The sequence below is a fragment of the Amycolatopsis sp. NPDC003676 genome (assembly GCF_053587275.1).
In genome coordinates, this window is sequence record NZ_JBSFNS010000090.1 from 1 (window position 1) to 26,094 (window position 26,094).

Genomic DNA, 26,094 nt, shown 5'->3' on the forward strand with positions numbered 1-26,094 from the left:
GAGCAGGCCGCGCTCGAGGATGCCGCTGGGCACCGTCGGGTCGCCGACCGCGCCGAGCAGGATCGCGTCGTGCTGGCGCAGTTCGGTTGCGCGGCCACTCGCCCCCTGGCCCGCTCTGCGGATGCGCGGCGGTTACCCCGCTCCGCGGCCGGCAAACCCGGGGACGATCAGTAATCGTGCGACAGCGCCTCGACCAGCACACCGGTGTCCGGATTGGGCATGGCACGCGCGACGTCCGCCTGCGCGACGACGCCGACCAGATCGTGCCCGTCGATCACCGGGAGCCGGCGCACGCGGTGCTGTGTCATGGTCTTCAGGATCTCGGTGACGTCGTCGTCCGCGCCGATCGTCACCGCTTCCCCTTGCGCCAGCTCGCCGGCGTGCACGGCGCGCGGGTCCTTGCCCTCGGCGAGCACCTTCACCACGATGTCGCGGTCGGTCAGCATTCCCTTGAGCCGGTTGTCCTCGCCGCACACCGGCAGCGAACCCAGCTGTTCGCGCGCCATCGTCTGCGCGGCGTCGTTCACGGTGTCCGACTCGCGCACGCAGACGGCGTTCGGCGTCATCAAATCGCGGGCAGTGGTCATGAGATCGTCTCCCTTCCTCCGATCACTCCCCGGCTACCCGCGTTCCCGGCCGTTACGCGTGCGGCGGAGCTGTTTCTCCCGCATCAGCACGGGTAACCGGATGCTCGTGGAAGGAGCCGACATGCCAGAACCGTTCCCGTCCGACCCGGTCCGCGCGGAAGGGCCGCCGCTGGTCACGGCGGGCCGGCCCGGCGCGCCGCGGCTGATCGTGCTCGATCCGGCCGGTGCGGCCAAACACGACGGGCTGCCCGCGACCTGGCGTCCGCTCGCCGAGGACCACGAGATCCTCTGGTATCGGATCCCGGTCGAGGGCGCGTGGCGCGAAACCGCCGAAGCCCTTGCCGCGCCGGGGCGCAGCGATCTCGTCACGAGCGGGCCGCTCGCCGCCGACGTCTTGCGGCTGGCCGCCGAGAACCCGGCCTCGCTGCGTTCTGTCCTGCTGGTCGATCCGGCGGCCGAAGGAGTGATCAGCCCGGGTGACGCGACCGTTGCCGACGAGGCCTGGCTAGTGCGGCACGACGCCGAGATCGCCGCTTTGCGGGAGTCCGGCGTCGAAGTCGACGTGATCGCGCACAGCTCCGACGACCCGGACGACCAGGTGCCGAGCCCGCTGCCGCTGGGCCACGACTGGGTCGTCGACGGGCTCCGCGAAGCACTGGCCACGCTGGAATCGGCGCCGCACTGATCCGTTTCGCCGTCCCCAGGCCGGGTACGCCTCGAACAGGAAGGGAGGAAGAACCGTGCTGGAGGAAATGAACCGGACTCCCCCGCAGGAGAAGTCCACCGCGGACCTCGCGGCCGACCTGACCGCTTCCGTCAAACGCCTGATCCAAGACGAATTCCGCCTGGCCATGGCCGAACTGCAGACGAAGGGCAAACGCTTCGGCATCGGGGCCGGGCTCTTCGGATTCGCCGGGATCCTGGCGCTCTTCGGCGGTGCGACGCTGATCGCGGCCGCTGTGCTCGGCCTCGCGCTCGTGCTGCCGGGCTGGCTCGCCGCGGTGCTCGTCGGGGCCGCGTTGCTGCTGGTCGCGGGGCTCGCCGCGCTGGTCGGCGGCAAGGAGGCGAGCCGCGCCGGCGGGCCGGTGCCGGAGGAATCCGTGGACAGGGTGCGCGAGGACGTCGAGACGATGAAGCAGGTGCGGTCATGACGGAACGCAAGGTGGAAGCGGCCCGCGCGGACCGGGACGTCACCCGCGAGGAGCTGGCCGAAACGCTGGACGCGCTGGGGCACAAGCTGGACGTCCGGACGCGGGCCAGCGAGAAGGTCGACGACACGATCGACCGGGCGGCCGAGCAGGTGGAGAAGACCGTCTCGGCCCCGGCGGCGAAGAAGGTCCGCGCCGGCGCGGAAGCCGTCCGGAACAACCCGCTTCCGCTGTTCGCGGCGGTCTTCGGCGGCGTGTTCGTGCTCCGGTTCCTGATGCGCCGCCGCCACGCGCACCGGAAGCAGGGCGGCGCATGCTGACCGACCGGGAACAGCGTGCCCTGAACGAAATCGAGCGCGATTTGTGCGCAACGGATCCGCGGCTCAGCGCGAAGCTGAACCGCGGATCCGGCCGTCTGCACCCGCGCCGACGCCGCTCCGCGCTGGAGATCCTGTCGACGATCACCAGCATCGTGCTGATCGCCACCGGCGCGTTCGACTCGCGGCCGGGCATGATCGTGGCGGGGGTCGTCGGGCTCGCGGTGCTCCTGGGCGGGCCGTTCGCGGTGCAGCATTGGAAAGGCCCGCGCACTGACCCGCCGGGCGTTCGCTAGATCACTGTCAGGAAACCGTCAACGACCGCCCCTCGATCGCCTCCCGGGGGCCAGCCTGACCGGGTGACCGCAACTCTGTCCCGCCCGGAAACGCCGCGAACCGCCGACCGGCACCGGCTTTCCGTCGTCGGCGGCCTCGCCGCGCTGTCCCTCGACGCGATGGCGTCGGTCGCCTACGGACCCGAGGCGATCGTGCTCGTCCTGGCCGTCGCCGGCGGAACGGGGCTCGGCTTCACGCTGCCCGTCACGCTCGCGATCGCCGTTCTGCTCGCCGTGCTGACCCTCTCGTATCGGCAGGTCATCGCCGCGTTCCCGGACGGCGGCGGCGCGTACGGCGTCAGCCGCACTCACCTCGGCCGCCGCGCCTCGCTGGTCGCCGCCGCGTCGCTGATCGTCGACTACGTGCTGAACGTCGCGGTGTCCGTCGCCGCCGGGGTCGCCGCGCTCACGTCGGCGTTTCCCGCACTGCTGCCGTACAAGCTGTGGTTCTGCCTCGGCGTGCTCGCGCTGATCACCGGCATCAACCTCCGCGGCATCGCCGAGAGCGCGCGGGCGTTCATCGTGCCGACCGCGGTGTTCGTCGGCTCGATCCTCACCGTCGTCGTGGTCGGTCTCTTCCGCAGCACTCCGGCCGCGAGTGTCGCCAGCGGGCAGCTCCCTAATCTCCAGACGGTCGGAATACTGTTGCTGCTCAAAGCTTTCGCCAACGGCTGCGCGGCGCTGACCGGCGTCGAGGCGATCGCCAACGCTGTCCCGTCCTTCCGCAAACCGCGCGTGCGCCGCGCACAGCGGGCGGAGGTGGCGCTCGGCGGACTGCTCGCGGTGATGCTGCTCGGGATCGCCGTGCTGATCGGGAAGTTCGCGATCCACCCGGTCGAGGGCGTGACCGTGCTCTCGCAGGTGACCGCAGCGTCGCTCGGGAACGGTTTCGGTTACTACGTCGTGCAATTCTCCACCGTGGTCCTGCTGGCACTGGCCGCGAACACCTCCTTCGGCGGACTTCCGGTGCTGGCGCAACTGCTCGCGAAACACAACAACCTGCCGCACGTTTTCGCCTTGCGCGCCGAACGCCAGGTATACCGCTACGGCGTTGGTTTCCTTGCTATCGCATCGGCGTTGCTGCTGATTCTCGCGAATGGCGACATGAACACCCTCGTACCGCTGTTCGCGATCGGCGTGTTCGTCGGTTTCACCCTTTCACAGGTCGGAATGGTGCGGCATTGGTTCGGCTCCCGCCCACGCGGCTGGCGCGGGAAGGCCGCACTCAACGGTTTCGGCGCGCTGCTCACCGGAATCGCCGCGATCGTCGTCACCGCAACGAAGTTCGGCGAAGGCGGCTGGCTGATCGTGGTCGCGCTGCCGGTGCTCGTGCTGCTCATGGAATGGGTCCACCGCAATTACCGGCGCATCGGCGACCGTCTCGAACTCGGGCGCATCCCGCCCCCGCCGCGGCCCAACCGGTCGCTGGTGGTCGTCCCGGTCCACACGGTGTCGCGGCTGACTCGCGACGCGCTCGCTGCCGCGTTGTCGCTCGGCGAGCACGTCGAGGCCGTGTACGTGACACATCCCGATGAGGAGGCGGCCGCACGCGAGTTCGTCGAAGCGTGGGAACGCTGGCATCCGGACGTCACGCTGGTCCAGCTGCACGACGAACGCCGCCGCCTCGGCGAGCCGATCGCGGAACACCTCCGCCGGCACGCGGGATGCCACGTTTTCGTCTTGGTCGCCGAGGTCGAGCCCGAGCATTTCTGGCAGCGAGTCCTGCAGAACCGCCGCGGCGCGGTGCTGGCCCGGGTGCTGCGCCGCCGTTCGGAGGCGGTCGTCTGCCGGATGCGGTTCCGGGTCAAGGCTTGAGCCATTTCGCCCGGTTTTCCCGAATGCCCGGTTTCCCGGGGCGGGCGGCGCGTTGCCCGATAGTACTTTCGGCCGATGTCCGCAGGGCGAAAACCCGCCGAAAGGCGTGGGCCATCCCGGGGGTCTTTCCCTCGCCCCGGTTCCGCCGCCCAAGATCGTCTTAGGGTTGGGCGTATTCGTGATCTTGGAACCGGAATGAGGGGCCCATGCGGAAACGGACCAGAATTCTCGGCAGAACGCTCGCGGCGGCAGGCACCCTCGCGGCGCTGACGGTCGCCACGGCCGTCCCGGCGATCGCGGCGCCGCAGGCGAAAGCAGCCGAGCCGACCTCGGTCGAACAGGACATCGCGCAGCTGTACCAGGACGTCGAGGACCTCTACAACGGGCTGCCCGCGAACGCGCTGCGCGGCGTCGACCCGCTGTTCGATTCGCCGGTGAAGCGGCCGGGCCAGCAGGCGCACGCCGCGCAGGGCCCGATCCCGGGCTGCACCGAGGGATCGCTGCTGACTTACGCGAACAAGCTCGCCTCCACGCTGACCCCGACCGAGGGCCAGGCGCTCAGCGCGCTGAGCGCGATCAGCCAGCTCTACACCCAGGCCATAGCCAGCGACAAGACCCCGCAGGTCTTCGGCACCGACGGCCAGTACACGCCGCGCGCGGGCTCGACGATCGACAAGCTGCGCGGGTTCTGGGACATCGAGAGCTGGAACATCCAGCTGGTCGCCTGGAAGGGCACCGACCTGGGCAGCCAGGACCGCACGACGCAGACGTTCAAGCTCGGCCTCGACCCGAAGCGGGCCGCCGCGGCGGGCGCGCTCGCGACCAAGGTGCTCTACGAGGTCCCGGCCCTGCAGGGCGGCCGCAACCCGCTGCTGACCCTGAACGCGTTCTCCGCCCCGGCCGACAGCCTCGGCGGCAAGCGCGTCATGCTCGGCGACGGCCTGCTCGACGTGGTCAACCACCTCGGGTTCGACGACGTGTCGGTGGAAGCGGTCGTGGGCCACGAGTACGGCCACCAAGTCGACTTCGCGCACGACAACTACCCGCGCAACGAATCCTCCGAAATGGGCCCGGACGCCTACGGCGGCTACTTCGTCGCGCACGCCAAGGGCGAGGCGTGGAATGCCCGCACCCAGCAGGAGGTCACCTACCTCGACGCCTCGATCGGCGACTGCTTCCACAGCCACGGCACCCCCGACCAGCGCAAGGCCGCCGGCGCGTGGGGCGAGAAGCAGGCCGTGAGCCAGAACAACCCGAACCGGATCATCCCGTCCGCGAAGATGATCGAGAAGTTCCAGAAGGAATACCCGAAGCTGATGCCGCCCGCCACGGCGGCGCTGGCCTCGGCGCACTGATTTTCTTGCGGTGAAAGGCCCCGTCTCCGCTTCTGGGAGACGGGGCCCTTTCGCGTGCTCAGGTGGCGATGGTAGCCAACGGGTCCAGGCCGTAGGTGCGGGCGTAACCGTTCTCGGTGCCGACGAGCAGGTCGACGACCTCGAAATACCGGTCCCAGAACGGAGTTTCCCGCAACGCGTCGATCAGCAGCTGGTAGGCGTGGTGGTCGTCGGCCTCCCAAACCCAGACGTCGGTGACCCGCGCGGAGTAGAACTCGGTGTCGTAGAAGCGCGACCGGACGCCCTTGGTTTTCGCCTCGATCGCCGGCACGACCTGGGTGGCGAAGGTGTCGGCCCGTTCCCGCGGGGCCAGGGCGAGCCATTCCGGCGTGGTCTTGACGAGCAGGAACGCGGTGACTGGCGTTTCCATTGCGGCTCCTTGGAGGTCAGGCTTCGAAGGCGGGCTTGAGGATTTCGGCGCACCACTGTTCGAAGGTGGTCGGCGACGCGGTTTCCGCGGTGCGCGGGACACCGGCGTCGAGGCCGTTGTCCTTGGCGTGCTTCATGTCCGCGATGCCGTGGACGAAGGTTTCGTTCAGCCCGTAGCCGATGAGCGTGTTGCGCAGGTCGTCCAGCGACTCGCGCTCGTAGCGGACCGGACGGCCCAGCTGCTCGGTCATGATCCGGGCGACCTCGTTGGGAGACAAGTCTTCCGGCCCCAGAACCGGGACGTCCGCGAACCCGGTCCAGGACCGGTCGCGCAACAGCCCAGCAGCGACCGCGGCGATGTCCGCGACAGCGACGAGCGGAGCCTTGCGGTCCGGGTCCAGTACGTCGGCGTAGACGCCCTTCTCCCGGATCGAGTCGACCTCCTCCAGCAGATTCTCGAAGAAGGACGGGTTGGCCAACGCCCGATACGCGACGCCGGTTCCCGCGATCAGCTCGTCCATCGCGAGCGACGCGGTGACGAGCCCCGCCTGATCGGCGACCGCCGTACCGCGCCCGAGCGCCGAAACGCCGACGACATGCCCGACCCCGTGCGCGGCGAACGCCTTCGCGGCCGGACCGGTGAAGCCGCTCCACCCGTCCGCCGGAGTCCGTGACGAATCCGGTGGGACAACCCAGAAAACAGCGTCCGCGCCCGCGAAAGCCCGGTCGACGACCTCAGCGTCGCCGTGCGAACCGACGACGACCTCGACTCGTTCGCGCACCGAGTCCGGAAGCCGCGCGGGGTCGCGGACGATCACCCGCAGGTCCTCGCCCGCGTCGAACAGCAGGCGCAGCACGCGGCTGCCGATGTTTCCGGTAGGGGCAGTGATGACGATCATGAAAACCTCGTGGATTAGACCGATGGGTACGCCCTCGATCCTGCTGAGCACGGCCGTGCTGCCACAATGGGAATATCGGCACGCAATCTTTGCCTGAACTGGAATTACCCTGGTGAACAGCCCGAACCCGGCGATCGACGCCAACCTCGCCGTCGCTCTCGACGCCTTGCTGACCGAGCAGAGCGTCACCCGCGCCGCCGCGCGCCTGCACACGTCGCCGGCCGCGATGAGCCGCACGCTCGCCCGGTTGCGGCGCATCCTGCAAGACCCGCTGCTGGTCCGGGCCGGGCAAACCATGGTCCCCACTCCGCGCGCCCAGTCGCTGCGCGAGGAGGCCGCCGCCGTCGTGCACAGCCTGGGCGCGCTGCTGAGCCCCGGCACCGTCGTCGACCCGGCGACCCTGCGCTCCACCTTCACGATCCAAGCCGCCGACCTCGTCGGCGCGGCTCTGGCTGTCGGCCTGTTGGGGCTATCCCGAACGGAAGCCCCCGGCGTCTCCCTGCGAGTCCGCGCCGAGGAATGGGAAGCCGGTTCGGCCCTCCGAGACGGACGACTCGACCTCGAAGTCGGCTCCATCGACCACGTCGACCCCGAAACCCAGGTCGAAGAACTGCTCACCCTGCGCATGGTCGCCGCCGTCCGCCCCGGTCACCCTCTCGCTTCGGCCCCCTTGACCCCGGCCCGGCTCGCCGCCGCCGACCATGTCGCAGTCAGCCGCCGCGGCCGCTTCACCGGCCCCCTCGACGCCGCACTGGCCGAACACGACCTCCGCCGCCGCGTCGCGATCGTCCTGCCGAGCCACCTGGCCGCGATGACGCTCGCCGCACGCAGCGACGTCGTCTGCTTGATCCCCGCGTCGCTCCCCGGCGAGCCTCCGTCGCCGCTCACTGCCGACGCCACCGCGCTCGGTCTGCGACTTCTCGACATCCCGGTTCCGTTGCCTCCCTTGACAATCGGCATGGCGTGGCACCCGCGCCAATCCGCCGACGGGGCACACCGCTGGCTCCGCGACGCGGTTCGGCGGACGCTTCGCGCGCCCGGGGCTTCTCCGCACTAGGTGCGTGTCTGTCGCACCGGCCAATTTGCCTTCGGTCCGCCGCCCAAGGTCCGATAGGTTGGGCCGCGTGGAGTTCGTGGTTGCCGAGGACGAGGCATGGTTCTCCGTTTTCGACGTCCTCCCGCAGGCAGAGGAGGCGACGGGCGACGACTTCGTGCGGGAAGTCAGGATCCCCGTCTCCGAGACCGAGGAACTCCACCTCAGCTGGGACGCGATGCATCGGAGCGTCCGGTTCCGGTACCGGCGGGCGGCGGACGTCGTCGTCGATGTCTACCGCGAGCACGCGACCTTGCTGACGATCGAGATCCGCGACACCGGGCCCGTGGTCGTGGCGGAGTATCGCGCGGACGGCTGCCGGGGCAGGACGTCGGTGCGGCTTCGACCGACCTTCGCCCTGGCAGACGTCTTCCTCCAGACCTGACGCCTGCGCCGGGGTGCTGACCTGCGATTGCGCGGCAGCTCGTCCGCTGTGCTCATCCGCCCGGATCCCGCCGGGCCGCTCGGCGGGATCCGGGCCGGTGGAGCACGGCAGCGATCGCGCCGTCCGCGCACGCCGTCTCCGCCGCACCGACGCGTTAATACCCTTCACTTTTTCTATTGACCTTCACCAGCGCCGAGCTATAGGGTTTCACCACAGTTAATGGCATTAACATCGACAAGAGGAGAAGCCCCATGCGCAGCACCGGCCCGACCACCTCGCGACCCCTTCGCCGCCACAGCCTGCGGACCGCCCTGCTCGCCGTCCCGCTGACCGCCGCCGTGCTCGGAGCCGCACCCGCCCAAGCCGCCACCCCTGGCACTGCTTCGCTGACCTGCCAAGGCAAAGGCGTCGACCAGGCCGCGAAAGCGCGGCACCGGGCCGAAATTCTCGTCCGCGCGCCGCTGCACACGATCTGGGATCTGCAGACCGACGTGGAAGCATGGACGTCCTGGCAGAAACCCGCCGCCCCCATGACCGTGCGACGCCTGGATCCCGGCCCGCTGCGCAAGCATTCGCGGTTCCAGGCGACCGTCCACGTGCCCACCACTCCCCCGAGCACAGTGGTCATCAGCTCCACCGTCCAGCAACTTCAGCGCGGCAAGTGCCTCCGCTGGACCGGCCCCGCCGACAGCGCCGGGTATCACATCGACGGCACGCACGTCTGGACCTTCACCCCCGTCCGAGGCAGCATCCTGGTCCGTACCGAGGAAAGCCACTCCGGCCCGCAAGCCGATCCCACCTCCGACATGGGCCTCGAAACCTGGCTCGCCGACCTCAAGACCGCCGCCGAACGCAGTACCTGCGACGGACCGCACCACCGCTGAGCCGCCATGGTCGCGCGGCTCAGGCCGCGGCCCGGCATCCGACCGGCCTGACTGCGGGCGGGCCAGACGCCACCGCCCTGAGCCCGCCCGCAGCGCCACCACCGGTCGGCACAGTCCCGAGCAGAACACCCTCCGCCGACACCGCACCCGGACGACGACCAAATCGCCTCAGCAGCCCATCCGGGCAACGGCCAACTCGCCACTCCGCGCCAAGGCAACGGCCAACTCAACCAGCGGATCACTTCGCATCCAGGCGACGGCCAAGCCGCCCCAGCAGCCCACTCCACACCAAGACGACAACCAACTCGCCCCAGCAACTCGCTCCGCGTCCAGACGACGACCAAGCCGCCCCGGGCGGATCACCCGCACCCACGCAACGGCCAAACCACCCCAGCAACTCACCCCGCACCCAGCCGACAACCAAGCCACCCCAGCAACTCACTCCGCGTCAAGCACCGCCCGCAACGTCCGCAGCAACGGCTCGGCCTCCGCGCCGAACATCTCCGCGTCCACCCGTTCCACCGCGGTCACCGCCTGCCCCGCCAGGTCGCGGCCCTTCTCCGTCAACCGCACCAGTTTCGCGCGCGTGTCGTCGGAGTCGACCGTCCGCGTCACCAGTCCTGCCGTCTCCAGTCGGGCGATCACCTGGGACGTCATCTTGATGTCGGTGCCCGCCCGCGCGGCCAGTTCCTGCTGCCGCGGCGGCGCGCCGTGCGTTTCCATCCACCAGCAGCACGCGAGCAGCACGAACTGGACGTGCGTGAGACCCAGCGGTTCGAGCGTCTGCCGAATCCGCCGCTGCCACGCCAAAGTCACGTGCCACAGCAGGAAACCCGGGCTGTCCCCCGGGCCCGCGAACCGCGTCATCGCGCGGGCCGCTCCGCGCTGGCCAGCAAATCGCTCATGGCGACCGGAAAGTCCTCGCTGATCTGCGGTCCGAGTTCCGGGCCCGCGTCCCCCTCGATCTCCAAGCGATGCGTGACGCGCGTGCCGCCGCCGGAGAGCGGGGCGAGCGTGTGCCGGAACCGCAGCACGACCTCGCCGAAGCACGTTTCGTCCTCGTAGACCTCGTTCTCGGCCAACTCCGTGATGCGCGAACGGAACGTGTCCTGCCCTTGCGGAGTGACCGACAGTTCGGTCCCCTTCTCGAACGGTCCGTGCAGTTCGAACCGGTCGCTGCGCTCGCTCAGCGGCGTACCGCTGTGCAGGTCCCGCAACGCCGCCCACACCGCCTCCGGGCTCGCCGAGGTTTCCGCGCTGTAGTCAGTGGTCCACATGATCTGTCCTCCCAGTTAGTCTGCGCAGAGATTATCTGCGCGCAGACTAACTGGCAAGGCCCCCACCGAGCGCACCGGTCAGCCGTCACTCCGGCCAGGCGCTCCCCTTGATCATCTCCACGAAGTCCGTCCGCTCGAACCCTGGATCGAAATAGGCGAGCACGTCGTCGTTCATGGTGCCGAACGTCGTGTCCGGACGATCGGCCATCCCGTCCCGGAACGCGCGCAGGATCCGGTTCTTGAAGTCCGGCCGCGGATGCGCCGCGACGACCTCCGCGCGCTGGTCGTCGGCGATCTCGGCCAGGCCGAGGCCGAGCACGTCAGTTTCCACGCCCAGAGTCACCACTGCGACCTCCGGGGCCAGCCGCAGCGGGACCTCCGGCGTCGTGTGCAGGGCGATCGCGAGCCAGACGTTCCGGGCGTCCTCCTCCGAACGGCCGTGGTCGAGGAGGAACGTCCGGGCGGCCTCGGCTCCGTCGAGTTCGAAACGGCGGTCTGAGGTCGCGTACCCGTCGGTGAGCCCCAGGTCGTGGAACAGCCCGCCGACGTACGCCAGTTCCGGATCCACCGTCAGCCCGCGCGCCGCGGCTTTCAGCGAACCCCACAGGAACACGCGCCGCGAATGATGGAACAACGTCTCGTCGGCGGCATCGCGCACCAACGCCGTCGCCTCGCGGACCAGCGCCGTATCCGGAATCTCGATCCCGGCGATCACCTCGGACACCACAGACCTCCTAGGGAAAAATGGGCTCAACCCGAGTCTCGCCCGGCGAAGTCCGCGTTCCCACTGCGAAAACCGACAGCGTGCCCACAGATCCGGACCGGGTCAGGAGGCCGTCGTCTCGAAGCGAGCGCGGTACTGGCTCGGCGAGATCCCCAGGCGCGCCACAAAGACGCGCCGCATCGTCTCGGAGCTGCCGAATCCGGAGGCGCGCGCGGTTTCCGCGACGCCGTGCCCCGCGCCGAGGAGGGATTTCGCGTGATCGAGCCGCACCTGCTCGACGTACTTCGCCGGCGTCGTGTCCAATTCGCTCGCGAACAGCCGCGCGAGATGCCGCGCGCTGACACCCGCCCGGGCGGCCATCGCGGACGCGCTGTGATCGAGCGCCGGCTGCGCCGAAACCAGGTCCGTCACCGCACGCAACGTCGGCGTGCTCGGACGCGGCATCCGCAGCGGTGCGGAGAACTGCGACTGGCCGCCCGGCCGCTGCATGAACATCACGAGACCGCGCGCGACGGTGCGTGCGAGATCGGGGCCGTGGTCCTGTTCGACCAGAGCAAGCGCCAGATCGATCCCCGCGGACACTCCCGCTGAGGTGAAGATGTCGCCGTCCCGCACGAAAAGCGCGTCGGGAAGCACCTCGACGTCCGGATACGCGCGAGCGAGCCGGGCCGCGTGCCGCCAATGGGTGGTGGCGCGCCGTCCGGACAGCACGCCCGCCGCGGCCAGCGCGAAGGAACCGGTGCAGATCGACACCAGCCGACCAGCACGCGGCGCGATTTCCCGGATCGCGGCGACCAGATCGGCGGGCACGCCGTGCTCCACCAGCCCGTCGCCGCCGGCCACCACGACGACGTCCGGATCCGGTGCCGCGGCGACCGTCCCGTCGACCGGCAACCGGACCCCCACCGATGTCGCCGCGGCCGCTCCGGACGGCGACCGGTAGCTGATCGAGTACCCGGCCCCGGCGAGATTCGCCTCGGCGAACACCTCGGCGGGCCCGGTCACGTCGAGCATCTTGACGCCGTCGAACATGACGAAAACCACGCTCGCGCCCATGATCCGACCTCCGGGGCCCAGCATGGCAGACCGTCAGGCGGACGCGAACCGGAGCAGCGCCGCGTCGTACTGCGCGCGGTCGAACCGGAACGGCCCGAACCCGCGGTAGTCCCGTTTCCGCCGGTGCGGTTGCGCGAACGAATCCCACACGACCTCGTCACTGGTCAACGTGATGCGCGCCAGCAGCGGCCAACAGCCCCAATCCCCGCAGGCGCAGGCGAGCAGCGGGGTTTCGCCTTCCTCGAAGTCGATCCCGTGGAAGTGCTCGGCCGTCGTGCCGCGGAACTGGCCCGGAATCAGGCCGCCGTAAGCACCCCCGGCCGGGGACATGCCTTCAGCGAGTTCGAACCGGTCGATCAGCTCGGTAAGCGCGACGTCGTCGACATACGGCACCGCGACCGGACCGCCCAGTTCGCCGGGCGGATGGAACTCGAAGCGAAGCGTGGCCACCGCCCGGATTATTCACCCCGGCAAAGCACTCCGCGCCACCGCACCCAGAAAAAGTCCAGCACTCGGATGTCCGAAGGGTTCCCCTCGCCGGACTACCAGGTCGCGCGAAGAATCCCGGTCACATCCTCCGCCGAGACCTCGCGCGGGGTATTGGCCAGTACGCCGTCCGCCAGGGTGTCGGCCACCAGGTCCGGCAGATCTCCTTCGCTGATACCGAATTCCCGCAATCGGCCGGACAGTTCCACGTCCGCGACCAGCCGTTCGACCGCAGCGATCGCCGCTTCCGCGTTGTGTGCAAACGATTTCCTCGCATCGGCGACGCCCAGTGGTTCCGCCAATCGTGCCAAGCGTTCCTCGCGCACCACGCGGTTGAACCGCAGGCATTCGCCCAGTACCAAAGCCAACGCCTGGCCGTGCGGCAGGTCGAACCGGCCGCCCAGCGAGTGCCCGACGCCGTGCACCACGCCGAGTCCGGTCGTCCGCATCGCCAGGCCCGCGGTGTGCGCGGCCAGCATCAGGTTCGCGCGCGCCGTGAGATCTCCACCGGAGGAAACCGCGCGACGCAGATTCTCCGCGACCAATCGGACGGCTTGCAGGTCCAGACCATCCGCCCACGGATTCGGCCGGGCGGAGAGAAATGACTCCACCGCGTGGGTCAGGCAGTCGATTCCGGCGGCGGCAGTCGCGCGCGGCGGCAGGCTCAGCGTGAGCGCCGGGTCGAGAAGCGCATACCGGGCAAGGCAAGTCGGGCCGCCCAGGTAGCACTTGCGCTGCTGCCGCGGATCGGTGATGACGCCGAGGTCGTTGCATTCCGAACCGGTGCCGGACGTGGTCGGGATCGCCACGATCGGCAATGCGGGCACCAAATCTGTCGAATCCTCGGTGCTCCAGCCCAATTCAGTAGCCGGACGGTCGTTGACCGCGGCGAGCGCGATCGCCTTCGCAGCGTCCAAAGCGGACCCGCCGCCCAGCGAAATCACCGCCTCAGCACCGGCAGCACGCACGAAGGCACCACCAGCGTCGACGTCGTCGGTGGTCGGATTCGGATGCACCTCGGAGAAAACCTCGACCGCCAAAGCGTTTTTCCGCAGCAACGCCGAGGTCTGCTCCGGCAACGGCGTCGCGACCAATCCCCGGTCACTGACCACCACAACTTTCCGCGCACCGATCGTCCGGACCAATCGCGGCAACTGCTCGACAGCACCAGCGGCGAAGGTGGCCGCCAGGTACGGGCCGATTTCGATCGCCGGGACCTCGGTCATGACTTCCTCCCGAACCGCTCCTCGTCGACGGCGACGCCCAGCCCCGGCGCGGACGGCACGTGCAGCAGGCCGTCGGCGTCGATGTCCACCGGCGCGGCGAGCAGGAAATCTCGCCGCTGCGGCGTCCACACCGGTGGGTCGTAAGGGAATTCCAGGTACGGTCCCCCGCCGACGCCCGCGGTCACGTGCAGGTTCGCGAGCAGGCCGAGACCGTTCGACCAGGTGTGCGGCGTGTAGAGCCGGTTGCGCGCCAGCACCAGCTCGGCGAGTGTGCGGCCGCGCAGCATTCCGGCGGCGAGCGCGACGTCCGGCTGGTAGACGTCGAGGGCGTCGGATTCCACCAGATCCAGCAGCTCGCGGAAGGTCCGGACCATCTCTCCCCCGGCGACGCGGATCCCGGTGTCCCGCACCGCGCGCAGACCGGGCCGGTCGTCCAGCGGCAGCGGTTCTTCGAGCCAGAACACGTCCAGTTCGCGCAGTTCCTCGGCGAACCGCCGGACGGCCGCCGGGTCAAGGGACGGCCGCACGTCGCCCGGCATCCGCCACGCCTGGTTCAAGTCCACCATCAGCGTCATCGCCGGTCCGACCGCCTCGCGGACCGCTCGCATCGCGGCGATTCCACCGGCGAAATCGTCCGCGGCCAGCCGGATCTTCGCCGCCCGGAACCCTTCCTCGCGGATCCCGGCCATGACCTCGGCCCGCTGTCCGGCGGGCAGGATCCGGCCGGTCGACGCGTACGCCGGGATCGCCTCCGCCGCGCCGCCGAACAGCGTCGCGACCGGGACGCCGAGCACCTTCCCGATGACGTCCCACAGTGCGATCTCCAGCGGCCAGTAGCGCCCGGCGTGGAACGCGATGGTCTCCAGCGCCCGCACATGCCTGCTGATCGCCATCGGATCCTGGCCGAGGAACAGCTCCGCGTACGGCTCGAAGCCGGCCATCGTGTCACCGGAGCCGTAGCCCACCACGCCCTCGTCGGTCACGACTTTGACCACCGTCGCGTCGAACCGCGTGCGCGGAACCGGATCCCAGGCGGCGTCGAACGGCGGATCGAGCGGCAGCGTCCCGGGCAGCAGCTGGATGTCGGCGATCTTCACTCCCCGGACGGTAGCCGCGGATTGACGCTCGCCCAATCGTTGTTGCACAGTCCTCAACATGGCGAACCAGCGCACCTACGGTTCGGGTCTGGTCCGCGACGTCGACCTGCTCGAAGTCCTCGCACTGCCGGAAGCGCGCGACGGACTCGGCGTGTCCCGCGTCGCCGAACTGTCCGGCCGGGACAAGGCACAGGTCTCGCGGGCTCTCGCGACGCTCGCCGACGCCGGTCTGGTGTCGCGCGACGAACACACCCGCGCGTACCGGCCGGGCTGGCGGCTGTTCGCGTTGGCTACGCACGCCACCGAAACGCACCTCGCGCACCTGGCCGCGCCATTTCTGCGCACGATTGTGGCGCGGCTGAACGAAACGACGCATTTGTGCATCCTGCGCGCCGGGCAGGTGTTCACCCTCCGGAGCGAACTCGCGTCCCACGCCTTTCGCGGACTCGGCTGGGAAGGCGTCGGCGTCGACCCGTTCACGACCTCACCCGGACGGGTGTTATTGAGCGAATGGGACGAGGAAACCGTCGGGCAATGGTGGCGGACCTTCGCCGGCGCCGCCGCGCACCCGCTTCCCGACCTCCCCGGCGTCGTCGAGGAACAGCCGCCGCTCACCCTCGAGGCGCTGACCGCGAAGCTGGCGGGCATCCGGAAACGCGGCTACGAAACCGTGGACGAGGAGTTCGAACCGGGATTGGTCGGCGTGTCCGCGCCGGTGTACGGCTTCCGCGGCGACATTGTCGCGGCAGTCAACGTGTCCGCCCCGAAATCGCGCCTCGGCGGACGACTGCCCGCGGCGGGCCGTTTCACCCGCACTGTCGCCGACCGGATCTCGGCCGCACTCGGCGCGCACAGATGAACCGCGGCCTGCAAGGCCCCGCGCCGTTCATTTATGCTTCGCCAAATAGTCGTTTTCCCGGCAGGTGGTCGCCATGTACGAAATCCCGCCCACTGCGGCCATGCAACGCTGGTCAGTCTCGGTCGACGGGACCAGCGCGATCTTCGCCTGCGCGCCGTGGCTCGAAGACCACACGGCCGACCGGGTGCTGCCGCGCGTGTGGCCGGGCCGCGGATTGGGCGTGAGCGACACCGACGCCGCCGGTTTCGCCGCCGCGATCGCCGAGACGATGAAGGCCCCGAACTACTGGATCGCCAGCCACGCCGCGGCGCGCGCCTGGCAGGACCAGCCGTGGTCCCCGGCGCGCCGCGACCAGGACGACGGTTTCGTGTACTTCGCCGGACCGTGCGGGGAGGCGGGGGTCGCGGTGGGTTACCGCCCGGCTTACCACCTGCCGCTCGCGCTGCGGGACCTGCGCGGACTGCGGATCCGGCTGGCGTCCTACCTGCGCGGGGCGCGTGTGCTGAGTTGAGCCCTCGTGAGTGTTTATCCCGGTTAGAACCGGGATTGCCACTCACGAGCCCCTCCCGTCAAGCTGACAGCCCGAACTCCTGCCGCGCGATCAACCCCCGCATCACCTCCGTCGTCCCGCCGCCGATCGTCTCCAAGATCGACTGCCGCCACAAAAACTCCGCATCCGTCCCCGCCACCGCCGCCTCCGGCCCGCCCAACTCGACCCCCGCGCGGGCGATGTCCTGGGCCAGCACCGTGCCCGCCAGCTTGTGATACGCCGCCGCGACAGCAGCCGGTTCGCCCCGGATCACCTCGCCCAACAGGGCCAGCGCCAGCGCATCCACCTCGGCGAGCCGCACCGCCAGCTCCCCGACACGCCGCCGCACCACCGGGTCGTCGGCGACCCCGGCCGAGTCCAGCGCGGCCATCAGGTCGTGCAGGTCCCGCCGCAACCGCTTGGGCGGGAACTGCACATGCCGCTCCACCGCGAGCGCCGACGCGACGACCTGCCAGCCCTCGTTCTCCGCGCCGACCCGATCGGCGACCGGGACCCGCACGCGATCGAACCGGACCTCGTTCAGCCGTCCGCCGTCCAGGGTCGGGATCGGCGACACGGTGATTCCGGGGCTGTCCAGCGGGACGATCAGCACGCTCAACCCCCGTGAACGACTGTCCGCAGCCCCGGTCCGGCACAGCAGCCAGATGCAGTCCGACCAGTGCGCATTGGACGTCCAGCACTTCGCCCCGTCGACCACGTAATGGTCACCCTCGCGACGAGCCTTCGTGCGCACGGCGGCGAGGTCCGAGCCCGCGTCGGGTTCGGAGTAGCCGAGGCAGAAGTTGAGCCGACCGCGTCGCAGATCGGCGAGGTATCGCTCGCGCTGCGCGTCGGTGCCGTGCGTCATCAGCGCTTTGGCCACCAGGCCCGGGCCCATCGGCGGGCGCGCCACCCGTGCGTAGGCCATCTCGTCCCAGAGAATGAACTCATACGCGGGCGACCGTCCGCCGCCGCCGAACTCGGTCGGCCAGGACAGCGACAGCCAGCCCCGGTCGCCCAGCGCACGGTAGACCCGGCGGACGCCATCGGCGGTGTTCTTGCCGCGGTGGAAGTACCCGTCGGTGTCCCGGTATTCCCAGAGGAACTCGAGGACCTCCGCGCGGAACGCCTCTTCCTCATCGGTGAAGCCGAAATCCATCTCACTGCTCCCCGGTGGTCCAGTTAGGCTCGCGGCCCTCGGCGAACGCGCGCGGCCCTTCCTTCGCGTCCGGATGCGCCCAGTGCATGCGCAGCAGCGACCAGCCGTACTCGCACGCCTGCCCGTAGCCCATCTCCAGCGAGTTCCAAACCGCCTGCTTCGACAGCGACACCGCCTCCGGCGAGTTCCGCGCGATCGCCTGCGCCATCTCCTCGGCGTCGGCCATCAGATCGTCCGAAGTGGACAATTCGTCGACGAGCCCGAGCTGGTACGCGCGCTGGGCGGGCATCCGGTAGCTCTTGCCCATCAGCGTCATCCGCAAGGCCGACCCGAGCGGAAGCCGTTTGGCCAGGCCGATGTTCTCCATCGCGCCGACGAGACCGACGTTGACGTGCGTGTCCATGAAAGCCGCGTGGTCGGCCGCCAGCACGATGTCCGCGTCGACCACGAAGTGCAGCCCGGCCCCGGCGACCAGCCCGTTGACCGCGCTGATCACCGGTTTCCACACCCGGTTCTGCCGCGGCGACCAGAACACCTCGTCGGTCAGCGGCCCGTTCCCGGTGCTCATCCCGCCGCGCCCGGCGACCGCGTGCACGTCAGCACCGGTGCAGAAATGCCGCTCCCCCGCGCCGATCACGATCGCCGCGCGGATCCACGGATCGTCGCGGACCTCGGCCCACATCTCGCGGATCACCGGCATCATCGACCCGGTCAGCGAGTTGCCCCGGTGCGGGCGGTTGAGCGTGATGCAGGCGACGTGGTCGCGCTTGTCGAACAGCACCTCGGGCGCGTCGCTCATCGTTCCTGGCCTTTCCGGCGGTATTTCGCCGCTACCTTGTCCGCGCACCCCGGCCGCAGTGCCTGGTGCCTGATCCGCTGCGAAAGCGGCCCGATCGGTCCCTCCGCCGAGTACCCGATCGCGCCGAACGTCTGATGCGCGACTTCCGCCGCCTCGACCGCCGCTCGTCCGCCCGAACTACGCGCCGCGGCCGCCAGAGCGGTCCCGTCGGGATGTTCGCCGTCGAGCGCGAGCGCCGCCATCGTGGTGAGTTTTTCCGCCGAGGTAAGCGAAAGCCCGGCATTCACGAGGGGATGCGCGACCGCTTGGAAGGTCCCGATGGGACGTCCGAATTGGACTCGCGTGCGCGCATGCTCGACAGCAAGGTCGAGCAACCGCCGTCCCGCACCGCTCAGGTAAGCCGCCGCAGCGATGTCCGAGAGCGCTGTCGCCGCCTCGACGCGTTCCAACGGCTGGCCTCGCGTCAGCGCAACCCGACCCCACTGCTCGCCGCCCAGCACCTCGACCGGCTCGACCGAACCAGCCTCAGCAAGCCAAGCATCAACGCCGTCCGTTTCAACGAAAACGCCCGCCGCCGGGGCCCACGGCAACAAAGGCGGTGCGCCAACCGAGGCCACGCAACTCCCGTCCGCGACCTGGGCAGCCAGCTCCGACGGCAGCACATGGGTCGCAAACACAGTCTCCACCACCGGACCAGGCGCGGCAGCCCGGCCCAACTCCGCGCAAGCAGCGGCGATGTCGCCCGCCCCGCCACCCTCGCCCGGCACGGCCAGCGAAAGCACCCCGAGCGACGCCAGCCCGCGCCAGAACTCCGCCGGGAACGCACCAGAACGCCAAACCTCGTCGGGACAGTGCGTCCGGCAGAAACTCCGGACCACCTCGGCGAGCGCCCGCTGCTCTTCGGTGGGCGTCAACGCGACGCTCATGCCGTCGCCCACCGTGCTTCGGCGGCGGCCCGGCTCGGCCTCCGCCAGCTGCCCAGTTCCGCACGCAATGCCTGCAGCCGCAGCGTCCACAGGTGCAGGTCGTGTTCGGCGGTCAGCCCGATCGCGCCCATGATCTGGTGGGTTTCCCTGGTCACGCGGCCGAGCGCGGACATCGTGTGCGTCGCGGCGACCGCGGCGGCTTCAGCGGGAGCCCCGGCGAACGCGGCCTCGTAAACCAGCCAGCGCGCGCCCTCGACCAGCACGTTCACCTCGGCCAGCCGGTGCTGCAGCGCCTGGAACGAACCAAGCGAGCGGCGGAACACCTTGCGGTCCTTGGCATAGGCGACCGCGATGTCCGCGGCCCGGCGCATCATGCCGACCGCCTCCGCGGACACGCCGACCCGCCACCAATTCACCATCGCCGCGGCGCTCCCGGGAGCCAGTTCCGCCCGGCCCGCGATGACTACCCGCGCGAACGGATAGCCGTAAGCCGACGGAACCCGTTCAGCAGCAACGGAATCGAGGTCAGCGGCGAAACACCGGTCACCGTCCGCAACGAGCATCTGCGTCGCCTCTCCGCCATAACGCACCAGCCCCGGATCGCCCGCCGCGAGCACCACGGGCCCAGCCCGGCGGTCGAGTCCGAGCGCTGGCAGCACCAGCAGATGCGGCACCGCGCTCACCGCGCCGAGTTCCGCGGCGATCGCCTCCACCGCCAGGGTCGCGTCGAGCGGACCGGCGTCCTCCGCGGCGAACAGGTCGAGAAAACCGTCGCGCCGCAACGCTTCTTCGAGGTTCCAGTCGTATTCGCCGCGAGCCGCCAGCGTACGGCTGCGTTCCGGTCCGGCGTGCCGGGCCAGCAGGGCGCCCAGTGCGTCGAGCACCGCGCGCTGGGTCGGGGTCGGTTCGAAATCCACGGCTAGTCCTTCGGCAGTTCGAGGATGAGACGGCTGATCAGGTTGAGCTGCACCTCGTAGCTGCCCGCGGCGATGCCCGCGCCGAGCGAGTTGCGGAACTGCGCGTCGCCCAGCGCTCCTTCGACGAGCGCTTCGCTGCCCAGCACGTCCAGCGCGAGGTCGCCCACCGCGCGTTCGGCCTGCACCATCGCGGCACGGGCCTGATACGCCATCGGCGACGGCTCCTTCGCCTTCGCCCGCTCGTCGATCACCCGGTACACCAGCACGCGCGCCGCCTCGCAGGCTGCCCGCGCGCGGCCGAACTGTTCCTGGATCCCCGGGTCGGCAAGCCGTCCGGACGTGCGGACCTCGGCGGCCAGCCGGTCCAGCACCAGCGCCGCCCGCGCGTACCGGGGCGCACCGACGCGTTCGTAGGCGAGCGTGCGCCGGACGATCTCCCATCCCTTGTTCTCCTCCCCGAGCAGGCAGTCCGCCGGAATCCGGGCGTCGGTCAGGAAGAGCTCGTTGAAGGAATGATCGCCCACGAACCCCGGGATGCGCCGGACCTGCACCCCCGGGGTGTTCAGCGGCAGGAGGAAGACCGAGATGCCGTCGCGGCCGTCGGCGGCCGATCCGGTGCGCGCGAGCAGGAAGCAGTAGTCGGCGACGTTGGCGTAGGACGTCCAGATCTTCTGTCCGTTGAGGACGTAGCTGTCGCCGTCGCGGACCGCCTTCGTCCGCAGCGCGGCCAGGTCGGTGCCCGCCTCGGGTTCGGAGAAGCCCTGGCACCAGAAGACCTCGCCGCGCGCGATCGGCGGCAGCAACTTGCGCCGCTGGTCCTCGGTGCCGTACTTGATGATCGCCGGCCCGACCCAGTTGACGTTCATGTACTGCGGCCCGCGCGGTTCGCCGCGCCGCCACATCTCCTCGCCGAGCACGAAATGCTGCCACGCGCCCTGCCCGCCGCCGCCGTACTCGCGCGGCCAGTGCGGCGTCAGCCACCCCTTTTCGGCCAGCCTGCCGACGAAGCCGCGCGAAAACTCGCTGTAGACGGCGCTGCCGAGGCCGGTCTCGGACCGGTCCCATTCCGACAGCTCGCGGTCGAGGAAGTCCCCCAGCTCGCGCCGGAACGCGACGTCGGCCTGATCCCACGCGAACTCCATCAGCGTCCCTCCGGCCCGCGGCGGCCACAGCGCTCGTCCAGTCGGTGCACGTCGCCGACTCCTTCCACCTCGTTCGATGAATAAAGGATACTCAATTGGCCTCGCTATGCAACCATGCCCGGAACCCGAACTCCTCTTGCTGCACCAAAATCGCCGGTCACCGCCGTAGTAACGGATTCGCATCCGGAACGCGCACCTCTTGCACTCCGGCGACCTATCAGTATCCTCAACCCGGTCGCCCACCGCCCCCATCCCGGAGGTCCCGATGGTCTCGCCAGAACCGCAGCCGCCCGCCCCCGGCCGCGGCGCCGCGTCCCCCGAACTGCGCAAGGTGACGATGTCCAGCCTCCTGGGCACCGTGATCGAGTACTACGACTTCCTCATCTACAGCTCGATCGCCGCGCTGGTGTTCGGGCCGCTGTTCTTCCCGTCGCTGAACTCCTCGACCTCCACCATCGCCGCGTTCGGCACGCTCGCCGCCGGGTACGTCGCGCGTCCGCTCGGCGGGCTCGTGTTCGGCCACTTCGGCGACAAGCTCGGCCGCAAGTCGATGCTGATGGTGACCATGACGCTGATGGGCGCGGCCAGCTTCCTCATCGGCGTGCTCCCGACGTACAGCTCGATCGGCATCGCCGCGCCGCTGCTGCTCGTGTTCCTCCGCGTGGTGCAAGGGATCGCGGTCGGCGGCGAATGGGGCGGCGCGGCGCTGATGGTCGTCGAGCACGCGAGCGCGCGCCGGCGCGGCCTGTGGGCGGGCATCATGCAGCTCGGGTCGCCGCTGGGGTCGTTCCTGGCGACGCTCGTGTTCGCGCTGGTGAGCCTGCTGCCGAAACCCGCGCTGTTCTCGTGGGGCTGGCGGCTGCCGTTCCTGCTGAGCGCGCTGCTGCTGATGATCGGCCTGTACGTGCGGCTGCGGGTGTCGGAGAGCCCGGTCTTCCGCGAGCAGGCGGCCAAGTCCGGCGACAAAAAGCCCGCCGTCCCGGTGCTGCAGGTGCTGCGCCGCCCGCGCGCGCTCATCCTCGCCTGCGCGGCCGGGATCGGACCGTTCGCGCTTACCGCGCTGGTCAGCTCGCACAGCATCGCCTACGCCAAAACCCTCGGCTACGACGTGTCCGACGTCGCCCGCGCGCTCCTGTTCGTCGCGGGCGTCGGGATCATCTGCATCCCGACCTTCTCCGCGTGGTCGGACCGGATCGGGCGGCGGACGGTGAGCCTGATCGGCGCGGTCGGCACGATTCTCTACGCGCTTCCGTTGTACGCCATGGTCACCAGCGGCTCGGTGCTGTGGCTGACGCTCGGTCTCATGGGCGCGCAGGTGCTGCAGAACCTCATGTACGCGCCGCTCGCACCGATGCTGTCGGAGATGTTCGGCACCGAGGTGCGCTACACCGGGGTCTCGCTGGGATATCAGCTGGCGAGCCTGCTCGGCGCCGGGTTCACGCCGTTGATCGCGAGCAGCCTGGTCGCCGGGTTCGGCGGGTCGAGCCTGCCGCTGAGCGCCATCGCGGGCGTCGGGGCGGTGGTCACCATCGTGGCGATCTGGCGGATCTCGGAGACCCGCGGCAGCGACCTCACCGCAACGTCCGCGGCGGACTCCCCTGCCGCCGAACCGGCCGCTCGATGATCCTGAGCATCGCCGAAGCCGCGGTGGCCCTCCGAACCGGGAGGACCACCGCGGTGGCGTTGGCCGAATCCGCGTTTGCCGCTGCCGACCAGCACGAAGCCGCGTTGGGCATCTACCTCTCGCGGTTCGACGGACCGGCGCGGGCCGCTGCGGAACGAGCCGACGCCGAATTGGCGGCGGGGATCGATCGCGGTCCGTTGCACGGGATTCCGTTGGCAGTCAAGGATCTCCTCGCCACCGACGAGGGCGAGACGACCGCACAGAGCCTGATACTCGACCGCGCGTGGGGCGTGCGCGGCGACGGACCGGCGGTCGCCCGGCTGCGGGCAGCGGGCGCGGTGCTCACCGGGAAGACGACCACGATGGAGTTCGGGATCGGCGCGCCGGACCGGACGAAGCCGTTCCCGCTCCCGCGTAACCCGTGGCGTCCCACGCACTACACCGGCGGCTCCAGTTCCGGCAGCGCGAGCGCGGTCGCGGCGGGCCTGGTGTTCGGCAGTCTCGGCACCGACACCGCGGGCAGCATCCGGTACCCCGCCGCGCTGTGCGGGGTCACCGGGCTCAAGCCGACGTACGGGCGGGTGCCGAAGAACGGCTGCGTCCCGCTCGCGCCCGGCTTCGACCACATCGGCCCGCTCGCCCGCAGCGCCGAGGACTGCGCGATCCTGCTGACCGCGCTCGCCGGGGCCGATCCCGGTGATCCGTCTTCCGTCGACCGGCCTTTCGAGGACTTCCGCAGCGGGTTGACCGAGTCGCTGGCCGGGTTGCGAATCGGGGTGGTGCCGCACGAGGACCGGGTTTTCGAGCAGGCAGTGGCTGTTCTGCGCGACGCGGGCGCGCGCACGATGCCGGTCGAACTGCCGTACTACGCGGAGCTGAAGACGGTGACCAAATTCGGTCTCGCGGCGGAGGCTTTCGCTTGGCACCGAACGAATCTCCAGCGCCGATGGTCCGAGTACGGTGCTTCCACGCGGATGGCGATCGCGAAGGGCGCGCTGGTCTCCGCCGCCGACTACGCGCAGTTGCAGCGGGTCCGGCGGGCTGGGCAGCGGAAGCTCGCGCAGCTGTTCACCGAAGTCGACTTGGTGGTGACGCCGACCGCCACCAGTGGCGCGCCCGAGATCGCCGCGCTAAGCACGTCCGGGATGGCCGAAACCGCGCTCACTTCCTATTGGAACGCCGTCGGCAACCCGGCGCTGTCCGTCCCGATGGGTTTCACCGACGACGGCTTGCCGCTCGGCCTGCAGATCGCCGGACGGCCGTTCGACGAGGCCACCGTGCTCGCCGCCGGACATGCCTACCAGCAACGGACCAGCTGGCACCGCCAGACGCCGACGATGACCGTCACGGCCCTGCTCGCCGCGGCCGGACTGTCCCCCAGCCCCGCCGAGATCGCCCAGCTCGAGGCCTCCTATCCCGGCTGGGCGGCCGAGCTGTCCGCATTGAACGAGGCACTATACGAGGAGCCCGCCCCGGTCTTCCGGGCGGAGCCCGAGAAGGAGGAACGACCGTGGGCAACGACCTGACGCTGCCGAGCTGGCTGCGGACGATCGGCGACCAACCGCACGGCGCGCACCGCCGCGCCCTGGCCGACGAGCACGGCGAACTCACCTTCGCCGAACTGATCGCCGCCATGGACGCGACCGCCGCCGGGCTGCGCGAGTCCGGGGCCAAGGCGGGCGACCGGATCGTCACCGCGATGGAACCGTCGGTCCCGCACACCGTCGCGATCCTCGGCGCGCTCGCCGCCGGGATGGTGGCCGCGCCGTTGAACATCCGGCTGACCGCGCCGGAAGCCCGCGCGTACCTCAGCGCGCTGGAACCTGCCGTGCTGCTCGCCGACCCGACCTACGCTCCACTTGCCCGGGAAACCGGATACCGCGTCATTGAACTTCCCTCGGCGAATCAGGCCGTACCGATCGCTCAGCGGCTGGCTCCATTGCATAATCCCGGCTGCGAGCTTGCCGGACCGGACGAGGACGATTTCGCGATCATCTTCGGCACCGGCGGCACCACTGGCAGTCCGAAAGGCGCGGTGCACACCCACCGCAGCCTGTGGCTGTGGCTGAACACCTGCGCCCACGGCAATCCGCGCGTCCCCTCGGACGTCGAACTGTTCTTCTCGCCGTTCTTCCACATCACGCTCGGCACGAACCTGTTGACGCCACTGTTCGCGGGCGGCGAGGTCTGGATCCACCGGCGCTTCGATCCCGCCACCGCACTCGCCGCGATCGACCAGGGCGCCAGCAGGCTCATGGGCGCGCCGACGATGTTCGCCGCCCTGCGCGCCCGGCCCGAGTACGCGTCAACGCGGCGGGAGAACGTCACCGCGATCCGCTTCGGCTCCGCCCCTTCTACCGGCGATTTCGTGCAGGACCTGTTGCGCGACTTCCCGAACGCCCGCATCCGGGCCGGTTTCGGCGCGACCGAATTCGGCTCGGTGATGGGATTCGACCACGACGACCTGCTGGCCGGACGATTCGCCGGAGTCGGAAGGCCGCTGCCGGGCGCGACCGTGCGCATCCTCGACGCCGACGGCCGCGAAGCCGCACCGGGCGTCGTCGGCGATCTGGTGGTTTCGTGTCCGTGGCAGACCCATGGCTACTACGGCCTCGCCGCCGAAACCGCCGCGACTTTCCAGGCTGACGGTGTCCACATTGGAGACCTCGCGTCGCGCAGCGAGGACGGCTGGGTGACGATCGCGGGCCGCCGCAAGGAAATGATCATCAGCGGCGGGGAGAACGTCTATCCGCGCGAGGTGGAGGAGGTCGTGCTTCGGCATCCGGATGTTGCCGACGCGATCGTGTATGGAGTGCCGGACGAGCACTGGGGAGAACGGGTGGAGGCGAGCATCGTCGCGGTGGCGGATCGGACGGTGGACCCTGCCGCGCTTCGCGAGTACTGCCGTGCGGAACTGGCGGGCTACAAGATCCCGAAGACGGTCCGCCTGATCACCGCGGTGCCGCTCACCGCGAACAACAAACCGGACCGCCGCCAAGCCCGCGCCGACGCTCTCGCCGCCGCCTCCTCAGCTCAACGTCTGTGAG

The 26,094-nt window shown here is 70.0% G+C and carries 29 protein-coding genes; 14 read left to right on the forward strand and 15 right to left on the reverse strand.

The annotated features are described in order from the left end of the window. Positions 1–167: 167 nt before the first annotated feature. On the reverse strand, positions 168–587 hold the full coding sequence (locus ACWDNU_RS34490) for a CBS domain-containing protein (RefSeq protein ID WP_370938062.1): 420 nt from the start codon (positions 585–587) through the stop codon (positions 168–170). A gap of 121 nt (positions 588–708) precedes the next feature. Between ACWDNU_RS34490 and ACWDNU_RS34495 the strand changes: the two genes are divergently transcribed. The 6 genes from ACWDNU_RS34495 to ACWDNU_RS34520 all read left to right on the forward strand — a co-directional run bounded on the left by ACWDNU_RS34495 (position 709) and on the right by ACWDNU_RS34520 (position 5,557). Next, positions 709–1,272 carry a hypothetical protein gene (locus ACWDNU_RS34495; protein WP_370938063.1) on the forward strand — a complete coding sequence of 188 codons (564 nt, stop codon included), beginning with the start codon at positions 709–711 and terminating at the stop codon, positions 1,270–1,272. A gap of 55 nt (positions 1,273–1,327) precedes the next feature. After that, the gene (locus tag ACWDNU_RS34500; RefSeq protein WP_449671943.1) at positions 1,328–1,738 is read left to right on the forward strand and encodes a phage holin family protein; all 411 of its coding nucleotides are present in this window, start codon (positions 1,328–1,330) and stop codon (positions 1,736–1,738) included. Beyond that, the gene (locus tag ACWDNU_RS34505; protein ID WP_449671944.1) at positions 1,735–2,055 is read left to right on the forward strand and encodes a DUF3618 domain-containing protein; all 321 of its coding nucleotides are present in this window, start codon (positions 1,735–1,737) and stop codon (positions 2,053–2,055) included. Before ACWDNU_RS34500 ends, ACWDNU_RS34505 begins: the two co-directional genes overlap by 4 nt. Further along, on the forward strand, positions 2,049–2,348 hold the full coding sequence (locus tag ACWDNU_RS34510) for a DUF3040 domain-containing protein (RefSeq protein ID WP_449671945.1): 300 nt from the start codon (positions 2,049–2,051) through the stop codon (positions 2,346–2,348). Before ACWDNU_RS34505 ends, ACWDNU_RS34510 begins: the two co-directional genes overlap by 7 nt. 63 nt (positions 2,349–2,411) lie before the next feature. Further along, on the forward strand, positions 2,412–4,202 hold the full coding sequence (locus ACWDNU_RS34515) for an APC family permease (RefSeq protein WP_449671946.1): 1,791 nt from the start codon (positions 2,412–2,414) through the stop codon (positions 4,200–4,202). A gap of 206 nt (positions 4,203–4,408) precedes the next feature. After that, the gene (locus ACWDNU_RS34520) at positions 4,409–5,557 is read left to right on the forward strand and encodes a hypothetical protein (protein ID WP_449671947.1); all 1,149 of its coding nucleotides are present in this window, start codon (positions 4,409–4,411) and stop codon (positions 5,555–5,557) included. Positions 5,558–5,615: 58 nt separating this feature from the next. On the opposite strand, the gene ACWDNU_RS34525 is transcribed toward ACWDNU_RS34520, so the two are convergent. After that, entirely contained in the window at positions 5,616–5,966 is a 351-nt protein-coding gene (locus tag ACWDNU_RS34525; RefSeq protein ID WP_449671948.1) for a darcynin family protein, read from the reverse strand. 16 nt (positions 5,967–5,982) lie between these two features. Then, positions 5,983–6,864, reverse strand: a complete 882-nt coding sequence (locus tag ACWDNU_RS34530) for an NmrA family NAD(P)-binding protein (protein WP_449671949.1) — start codon at positions 6,862–6,864, stop codon at positions 5,983–5,985. 112 nt (positions 6,865–6,976) lie between these two features. On the opposite strand from ACWDNU_RS34530, the gene ACWDNU_RS34535 reads away from it, so the two are divergent. The 3 genes from ACWDNU_RS34535 (at position 6,977) to ACWDNU_RS34545 (ending at position 9,226) form a co-directional block, all read left to right on the forward strand. Next, positions 6,977–7,921, forward strand: a complete 945-nt coding sequence (locus tag ACWDNU_RS34535; protein ID WP_449671950.1) for a LysR family transcriptional regulator — start codon at positions 6,977–6,979, stop codon at positions 7,919–7,921. Positions 7,922–7,988: 67 nt separating this feature from the next. Then, positions 7,989–8,342 (forward strand): hypothetical protein, encoded by a 354-nt coding sequence (locus ACWDNU_RS34540; protein ID WP_449671951.1) that lies wholly within the window; start codon positions 7,989–7,991, stop codon positions 8,340–8,342. A gap of 251 nt (positions 8,343–8,593) precedes the next feature. Next, positions 8,594–9,226: an SRPBCC family protein gene (locus tag ACWDNU_RS34545; RefSeq protein ID WP_449671952.1), complete on the forward strand. Its 633-nt coding sequence runs from the start codon at positions 8,594–8,596 to the stop codon at positions 9,224–9,226. Between the two features lie 438 nt (positions 9,227–9,664). Here ACWDNU_RS34545 and ACWDNU_RS34550 read toward each other — a convergent pair whose 3' ends face one another. The 7 genes from ACWDNU_RS34550 to ACWDNU_RS34580 all read right to left on the reverse strand — a co-directional run bounded on the left by ACWDNU_RS34550 (position 9,665) and on the right by ACWDNU_RS34580 (position 15,092). Next, positions 9,665–10,093 (reverse strand): MarR family winged helix-turn-helix transcriptional regulator, encoded by a 429-nt coding sequence (locus tag ACWDNU_RS34550; RefSeq protein WP_449671953.1) that lies wholly within the window; start codon positions 10,091–10,093, stop codon positions 9,665–9,667. Then, a complete protein-coding gene (locus ACWDNU_RS34555; protein WP_449671954.1) occupies positions 10,090–10,503 on the reverse strand; it encodes an SRPBCC family protein in 414 nt (137 codons plus the stop codon). The genes ACWDNU_RS34550 and ACWDNU_RS34555 overlap by 4 nt, the downstream gene beginning before the upstream one ends. Before the next feature lie 85 nt (positions 10,504–10,588). After that, positions 10,589–11,227 carry an HD domain-containing protein gene (locus tag ACWDNU_RS34560; protein WP_449671955.1) on the reverse strand — a complete coding sequence of 213 codons (639 nt, stop codon included), beginning with the start codon at positions 11,225–11,227 and terminating at the stop codon, positions 10,589–10,591. Positions 11,228–11,329: 102 nt separating this feature from the next. Next, positions 11,330–12,283: a GlxA family transcriptional regulator gene (locus tag ACWDNU_RS34565; RefSeq protein WP_449671956.1), complete on the reverse strand. Its 954-nt coding sequence runs from the start codon at positions 12,281–12,283 to the stop codon at positions 11,330–11,332. 33 nt (positions 12,284–12,316) lie between these two features. Beyond that, positions 12,317–12,733: a hypothetical protein gene (locus ACWDNU_RS34570; RefSeq protein WP_449671957.1), complete on the reverse strand. Its 417-nt coding sequence runs from the start codon at positions 12,731–12,733 to the stop codon at positions 12,317–12,319. Between the two features lie 92 nt (positions 12,734–12,825). Further along, the gene (locus tag ACWDNU_RS34575) at positions 12,826–13,995 is read right to left on the reverse strand and encodes an iron-containing alcohol dehydrogenase (RefSeq protein ID WP_449671958.1); all 1,170 of its coding nucleotides are present in this window, start codon (positions 13,993–13,995) and stop codon (positions 12,826–12,828) included. Beyond that, a complete protein-coding gene (locus ACWDNU_RS34580; RefSeq protein ID WP_449671959.1) occupies positions 13,992–15,092 on the reverse strand; it encodes a mandelate racemase/muconate lactonizing enzyme family protein in 1,101 nt (366 codons plus the stop codon). Before ACWDNU_RS34580 ends, ACWDNU_RS34575 begins: the two co-directional genes overlap by 4 nt. 58 nt (positions 15,093–15,150) lie before the next feature. On the opposite strand from ACWDNU_RS34580, the gene ACWDNU_RS34585 reads away from it, so the two are divergent. Together ACWDNU_RS34585 and ACWDNU_RS34590 are read left to right on the forward strand one after the other, a co-directional pair. Continuing rightward, complete coding sequence (locus ACWDNU_RS34585) at positions 15,151–15,951, forward strand: IclR family transcriptional regulator (RefSeq protein WP_449671960.1); 801 nt, start codon at positions 15,151–15,153, stop codon at positions 15,949–15,951. A 73-nt stretch (positions 15,952–16,024) separates the two neighbouring features. Beyond that, the gene (locus ACWDNU_RS34590; RefSeq protein ID WP_449671961.1) at positions 16,025–16,462 is read left to right on the forward strand and encodes a hypothetical protein; all 438 of its coding nucleotides are present in this window, start codon (positions 16,025–16,027) and stop codon (positions 16,460–16,462) included. 58 nt (positions 16,463–16,520) lie between these two features. Here the strand turns inward: ACWDNU_RS34590 and ACWDNU_RS34595 are convergent, their stop codons facing one another. The 5 genes from ACWDNU_RS34595 to ACWDNU_RS34615 are packed head-to-tail and all read right to left on the reverse strand — an operon-like array spanning position 16,521 to position 21,423. Beyond that, the gene (locus ACWDNU_RS34595) at positions 16,521–17,639 is read right to left on the reverse strand and encodes an acyl-CoA dehydrogenase family protein (protein WP_449671962.1); all 1,119 of its coding nucleotides are present in this window, start codon (positions 17,637–17,639) and stop codon (positions 16,521–16,523) included. A 1-nt stretch (position 17,640) separates the two neighbouring features. Beyond that, positions 17,641–18,438 carry an enoyl-CoA hydratase/isomerase family protein gene (locus ACWDNU_RS34600; protein WP_370938083.1) on the reverse strand — a complete coding sequence of 266 codons (798 nt, stop codon included), beginning with the start codon at positions 18,436–18,438 and terminating at the stop codon, positions 17,641–17,643. Further along, a complete protein-coding gene (locus ACWDNU_RS34605; protein ID WP_449671963.1) occupies positions 18,435–19,364 on the reverse strand; it encodes an acyl-CoA dehydrogenase family protein in 930 nt (309 codons plus the stop codon). The genes ACWDNU_RS34600 and ACWDNU_RS34605 overlap by 4 nt, the downstream gene beginning before the upstream one ends. After that, on the reverse strand, positions 19,361–20,281 hold the full coding sequence (locus ACWDNU_RS34610) for an acyl-CoA dehydrogenase family protein (protein WP_449671964.1): 921 nt from the start codon (positions 20,279–20,281) through the stop codon (positions 19,361–19,363). The genes ACWDNU_RS34605 and ACWDNU_RS34610 overlap by 4 nt, the downstream gene beginning before the upstream one ends. Before the next feature lie 2 nt (positions 20,282–20,283). Beyond that, entirely contained in the window at positions 20,284–21,423 is a 1,140-nt protein-coding gene (locus tag ACWDNU_RS34615; RefSeq protein WP_449671965.1) for an acyl-CoA dehydrogenase family protein, read from the reverse strand. A 265-nt stretch (positions 21,424–21,688) separates the two neighbouring features. Here ACWDNU_RS34615 and ACWDNU_RS34620 point away from each other — a divergent pair, with 265 nt between their 5' ends. The 3 genes from ACWDNU_RS34620 to ACWDNU_RS34630 are packed head-to-tail and all read left to right on the forward strand — an operon-like array spanning position 21,689 to position 26,093. Then, entirely contained in the window at positions 21,689–23,047 is a 1,359-nt protein-coding gene (locus tag ACWDNU_RS34620) for an MFS transporter (protein ID WP_449671966.1), read from the forward strand. Beyond that, the gene (locus ACWDNU_RS34625) at positions 23,044–24,573 is read left to right on the forward strand and encodes an amidase (protein ID WP_449671967.1); all 1,530 of its coding nucleotides are present in this window, start codon (positions 23,044–23,046) and stop codon (positions 24,571–24,573) included. The genes ACWDNU_RS34620 and ACWDNU_RS34625 overlap by 4 nt, the downstream gene beginning before the upstream one ends. Next, positions 24,558–26,093, forward strand: coding sequence for a class I adenylate-forming enzyme family protein (locus tag ACWDNU_RS34630; RefSeq protein ID WP_449671968.1), 1,536 nt, complete (start codon positions 24,558–24,560; stop codon positions 26,091–26,093). Before ACWDNU_RS34625 ends, ACWDNU_RS34630 begins: the two co-directional genes overlap by 16 nt. Position 26,094 lies beyond the last annotated feature (1 nt).

Excerpts from the sequence above, each read along its gene's own strand:
- ACWDNU_RS34510 (WP_449671945.1), top strand. The coding sequence starts at position 2,049 with ATGCTGACCGACCGGGAACAGCGTGCCCTGAACGAAATCGAGCGCGAT.
- ACWDNU_RS34550 (WP_449671953.1), bottom strand. The coding sequence starts at position 10,093 with ATGACGCGGTTCGCGGGCCCGGGGGACAGCCCGGGTTTCCTGCTGTGG.
- ACWDNU_RS34530 (WP_449671949.1), bottom strand. The coding sequence starts at position 6,864 with ATGATCGTCATCACTGCCCCTACCGGAAACATCGGCAGCCGCGTGCTG.
- ACWDNU_RS34545 (WP_449671952.1), top strand. The coding sequence starts at position 8,594 with ATGCGCAGCACCGGCCCGACCACCTCGCGACCCCTTCGCCGCCACAGC.
- ACWDNU_RS34600 (WP_370938083.1), bottom strand. The coding sequence starts at position 18,438 with ATGAGCGACGCGCCCGAGGTGCTGTTCGACAAGCGCGACCACGTCGCC.
- ACWDNU_RS34620 (WP_449671966.1), top strand. The coding sequence starts at position 21,689 with ATGGTCTCGCCAGAACCGCAGCCGCCCGCCCCCGGCCGCGGCGCCGCG.
- ACWDNU_RS34490 (WP_370938062.1), bottom strand. The coding sequence starts at position 587 with ATGACCACTGCCCGCGATTTGATGACGCCGAACGCCGTCTGCGTGCGC.
- ACWDNU_RS34495 (WP_370938063.1), top strand. The coding sequence starts at position 709 with ATGCCAGAACCGTTCCCGTCCGACCCGGTCCGCGCGGAAGGGCCGCCG.
- ACWDNU_RS34615 (WP_449671965.1), bottom strand. The coding sequence starts at position 21,423 with ATGGAGTTCGCGTGGGATCAGGCCGACGTCGCGTTCCGGCGCGAGCTG.
- ACWDNU_RS34520 (WP_449671947.1), top strand. The coding sequence starts at position 4,409 with ATGCGGAAACGGACCAGAATTCTCGGCAGAACGCTCGCGGCGGCAGGC.
- ACWDNU_RS34595 (WP_449671962.1), bottom strand. The coding sequence starts at position 17,639 with ATGGATTTCGGCTTCACCGATGAGGAAGAGGCGTTCCGCGCGGAGGTC.
- ACWDNU_RS34575 (WP_449671958.1), bottom strand. The coding sequence starts at position 13,995 with ATGACCGAGGTCCCGGCGATCGAAATCGGCCCGTACCTGGCGGCCACC.
- ACWDNU_RS34525 (WP_449671948.1), bottom strand. The coding sequence starts at position 5,966 with ATGGAAACGCCAGTCACCGCGTTCCTGCTCGTCAAGACCACGCCGGAA.
- ACWDNU_RS34565 (WP_449671956.1), bottom strand. The coding sequence starts at position 12,283 with ATGGGCGCGAGCGTGGTTTTCGTCATGTTCGACGGCGTCAAGATGCTC.
- ACWDNU_RS34505 (WP_449671944.1), top strand. The coding sequence starts at position 1,735 with ATGACGGAACGCAAGGTGGAAGCGGCCCGCGCGGACCGGGACGTCACC.
- ACWDNU_RS34590 (WP_449671961.1), top strand. The coding sequence starts at position 16,025 with ATGTACGAAATCCCGCCCACTGCGGCCATGCAACGCTGGTCAGTCTCG.
- ACWDNU_RS34555 (WP_449671954.1), bottom strand. The coding sequence starts at position 10,503 with ATGTGGACCACTGACTACAGCGCGGAAACCTCGGCGAGCCCGGAGGCG.
- ACWDNU_RS34625 (WP_449671967.1), top strand. The coding sequence starts at position 23,044 with ATGATCCTGAGCATCGCCGAAGCCGCGGTGGCCCTCCGAACCGGGAGG.
- ACWDNU_RS34605 (WP_449671963.1), bottom strand. The coding sequence starts at position 19,364 with ATGAGCGTCGCGTTGACGCCCACCGAAGAGCAGCGGGCGCTCGCCGAG.
- ACWDNU_RS34585 (WP_449671960.1), top strand. The coding sequence starts at position 15,151 with ATGGCGAACCAGCGCACCTACGGTTCGGGTCTGGTCCGCGACGTCGAC.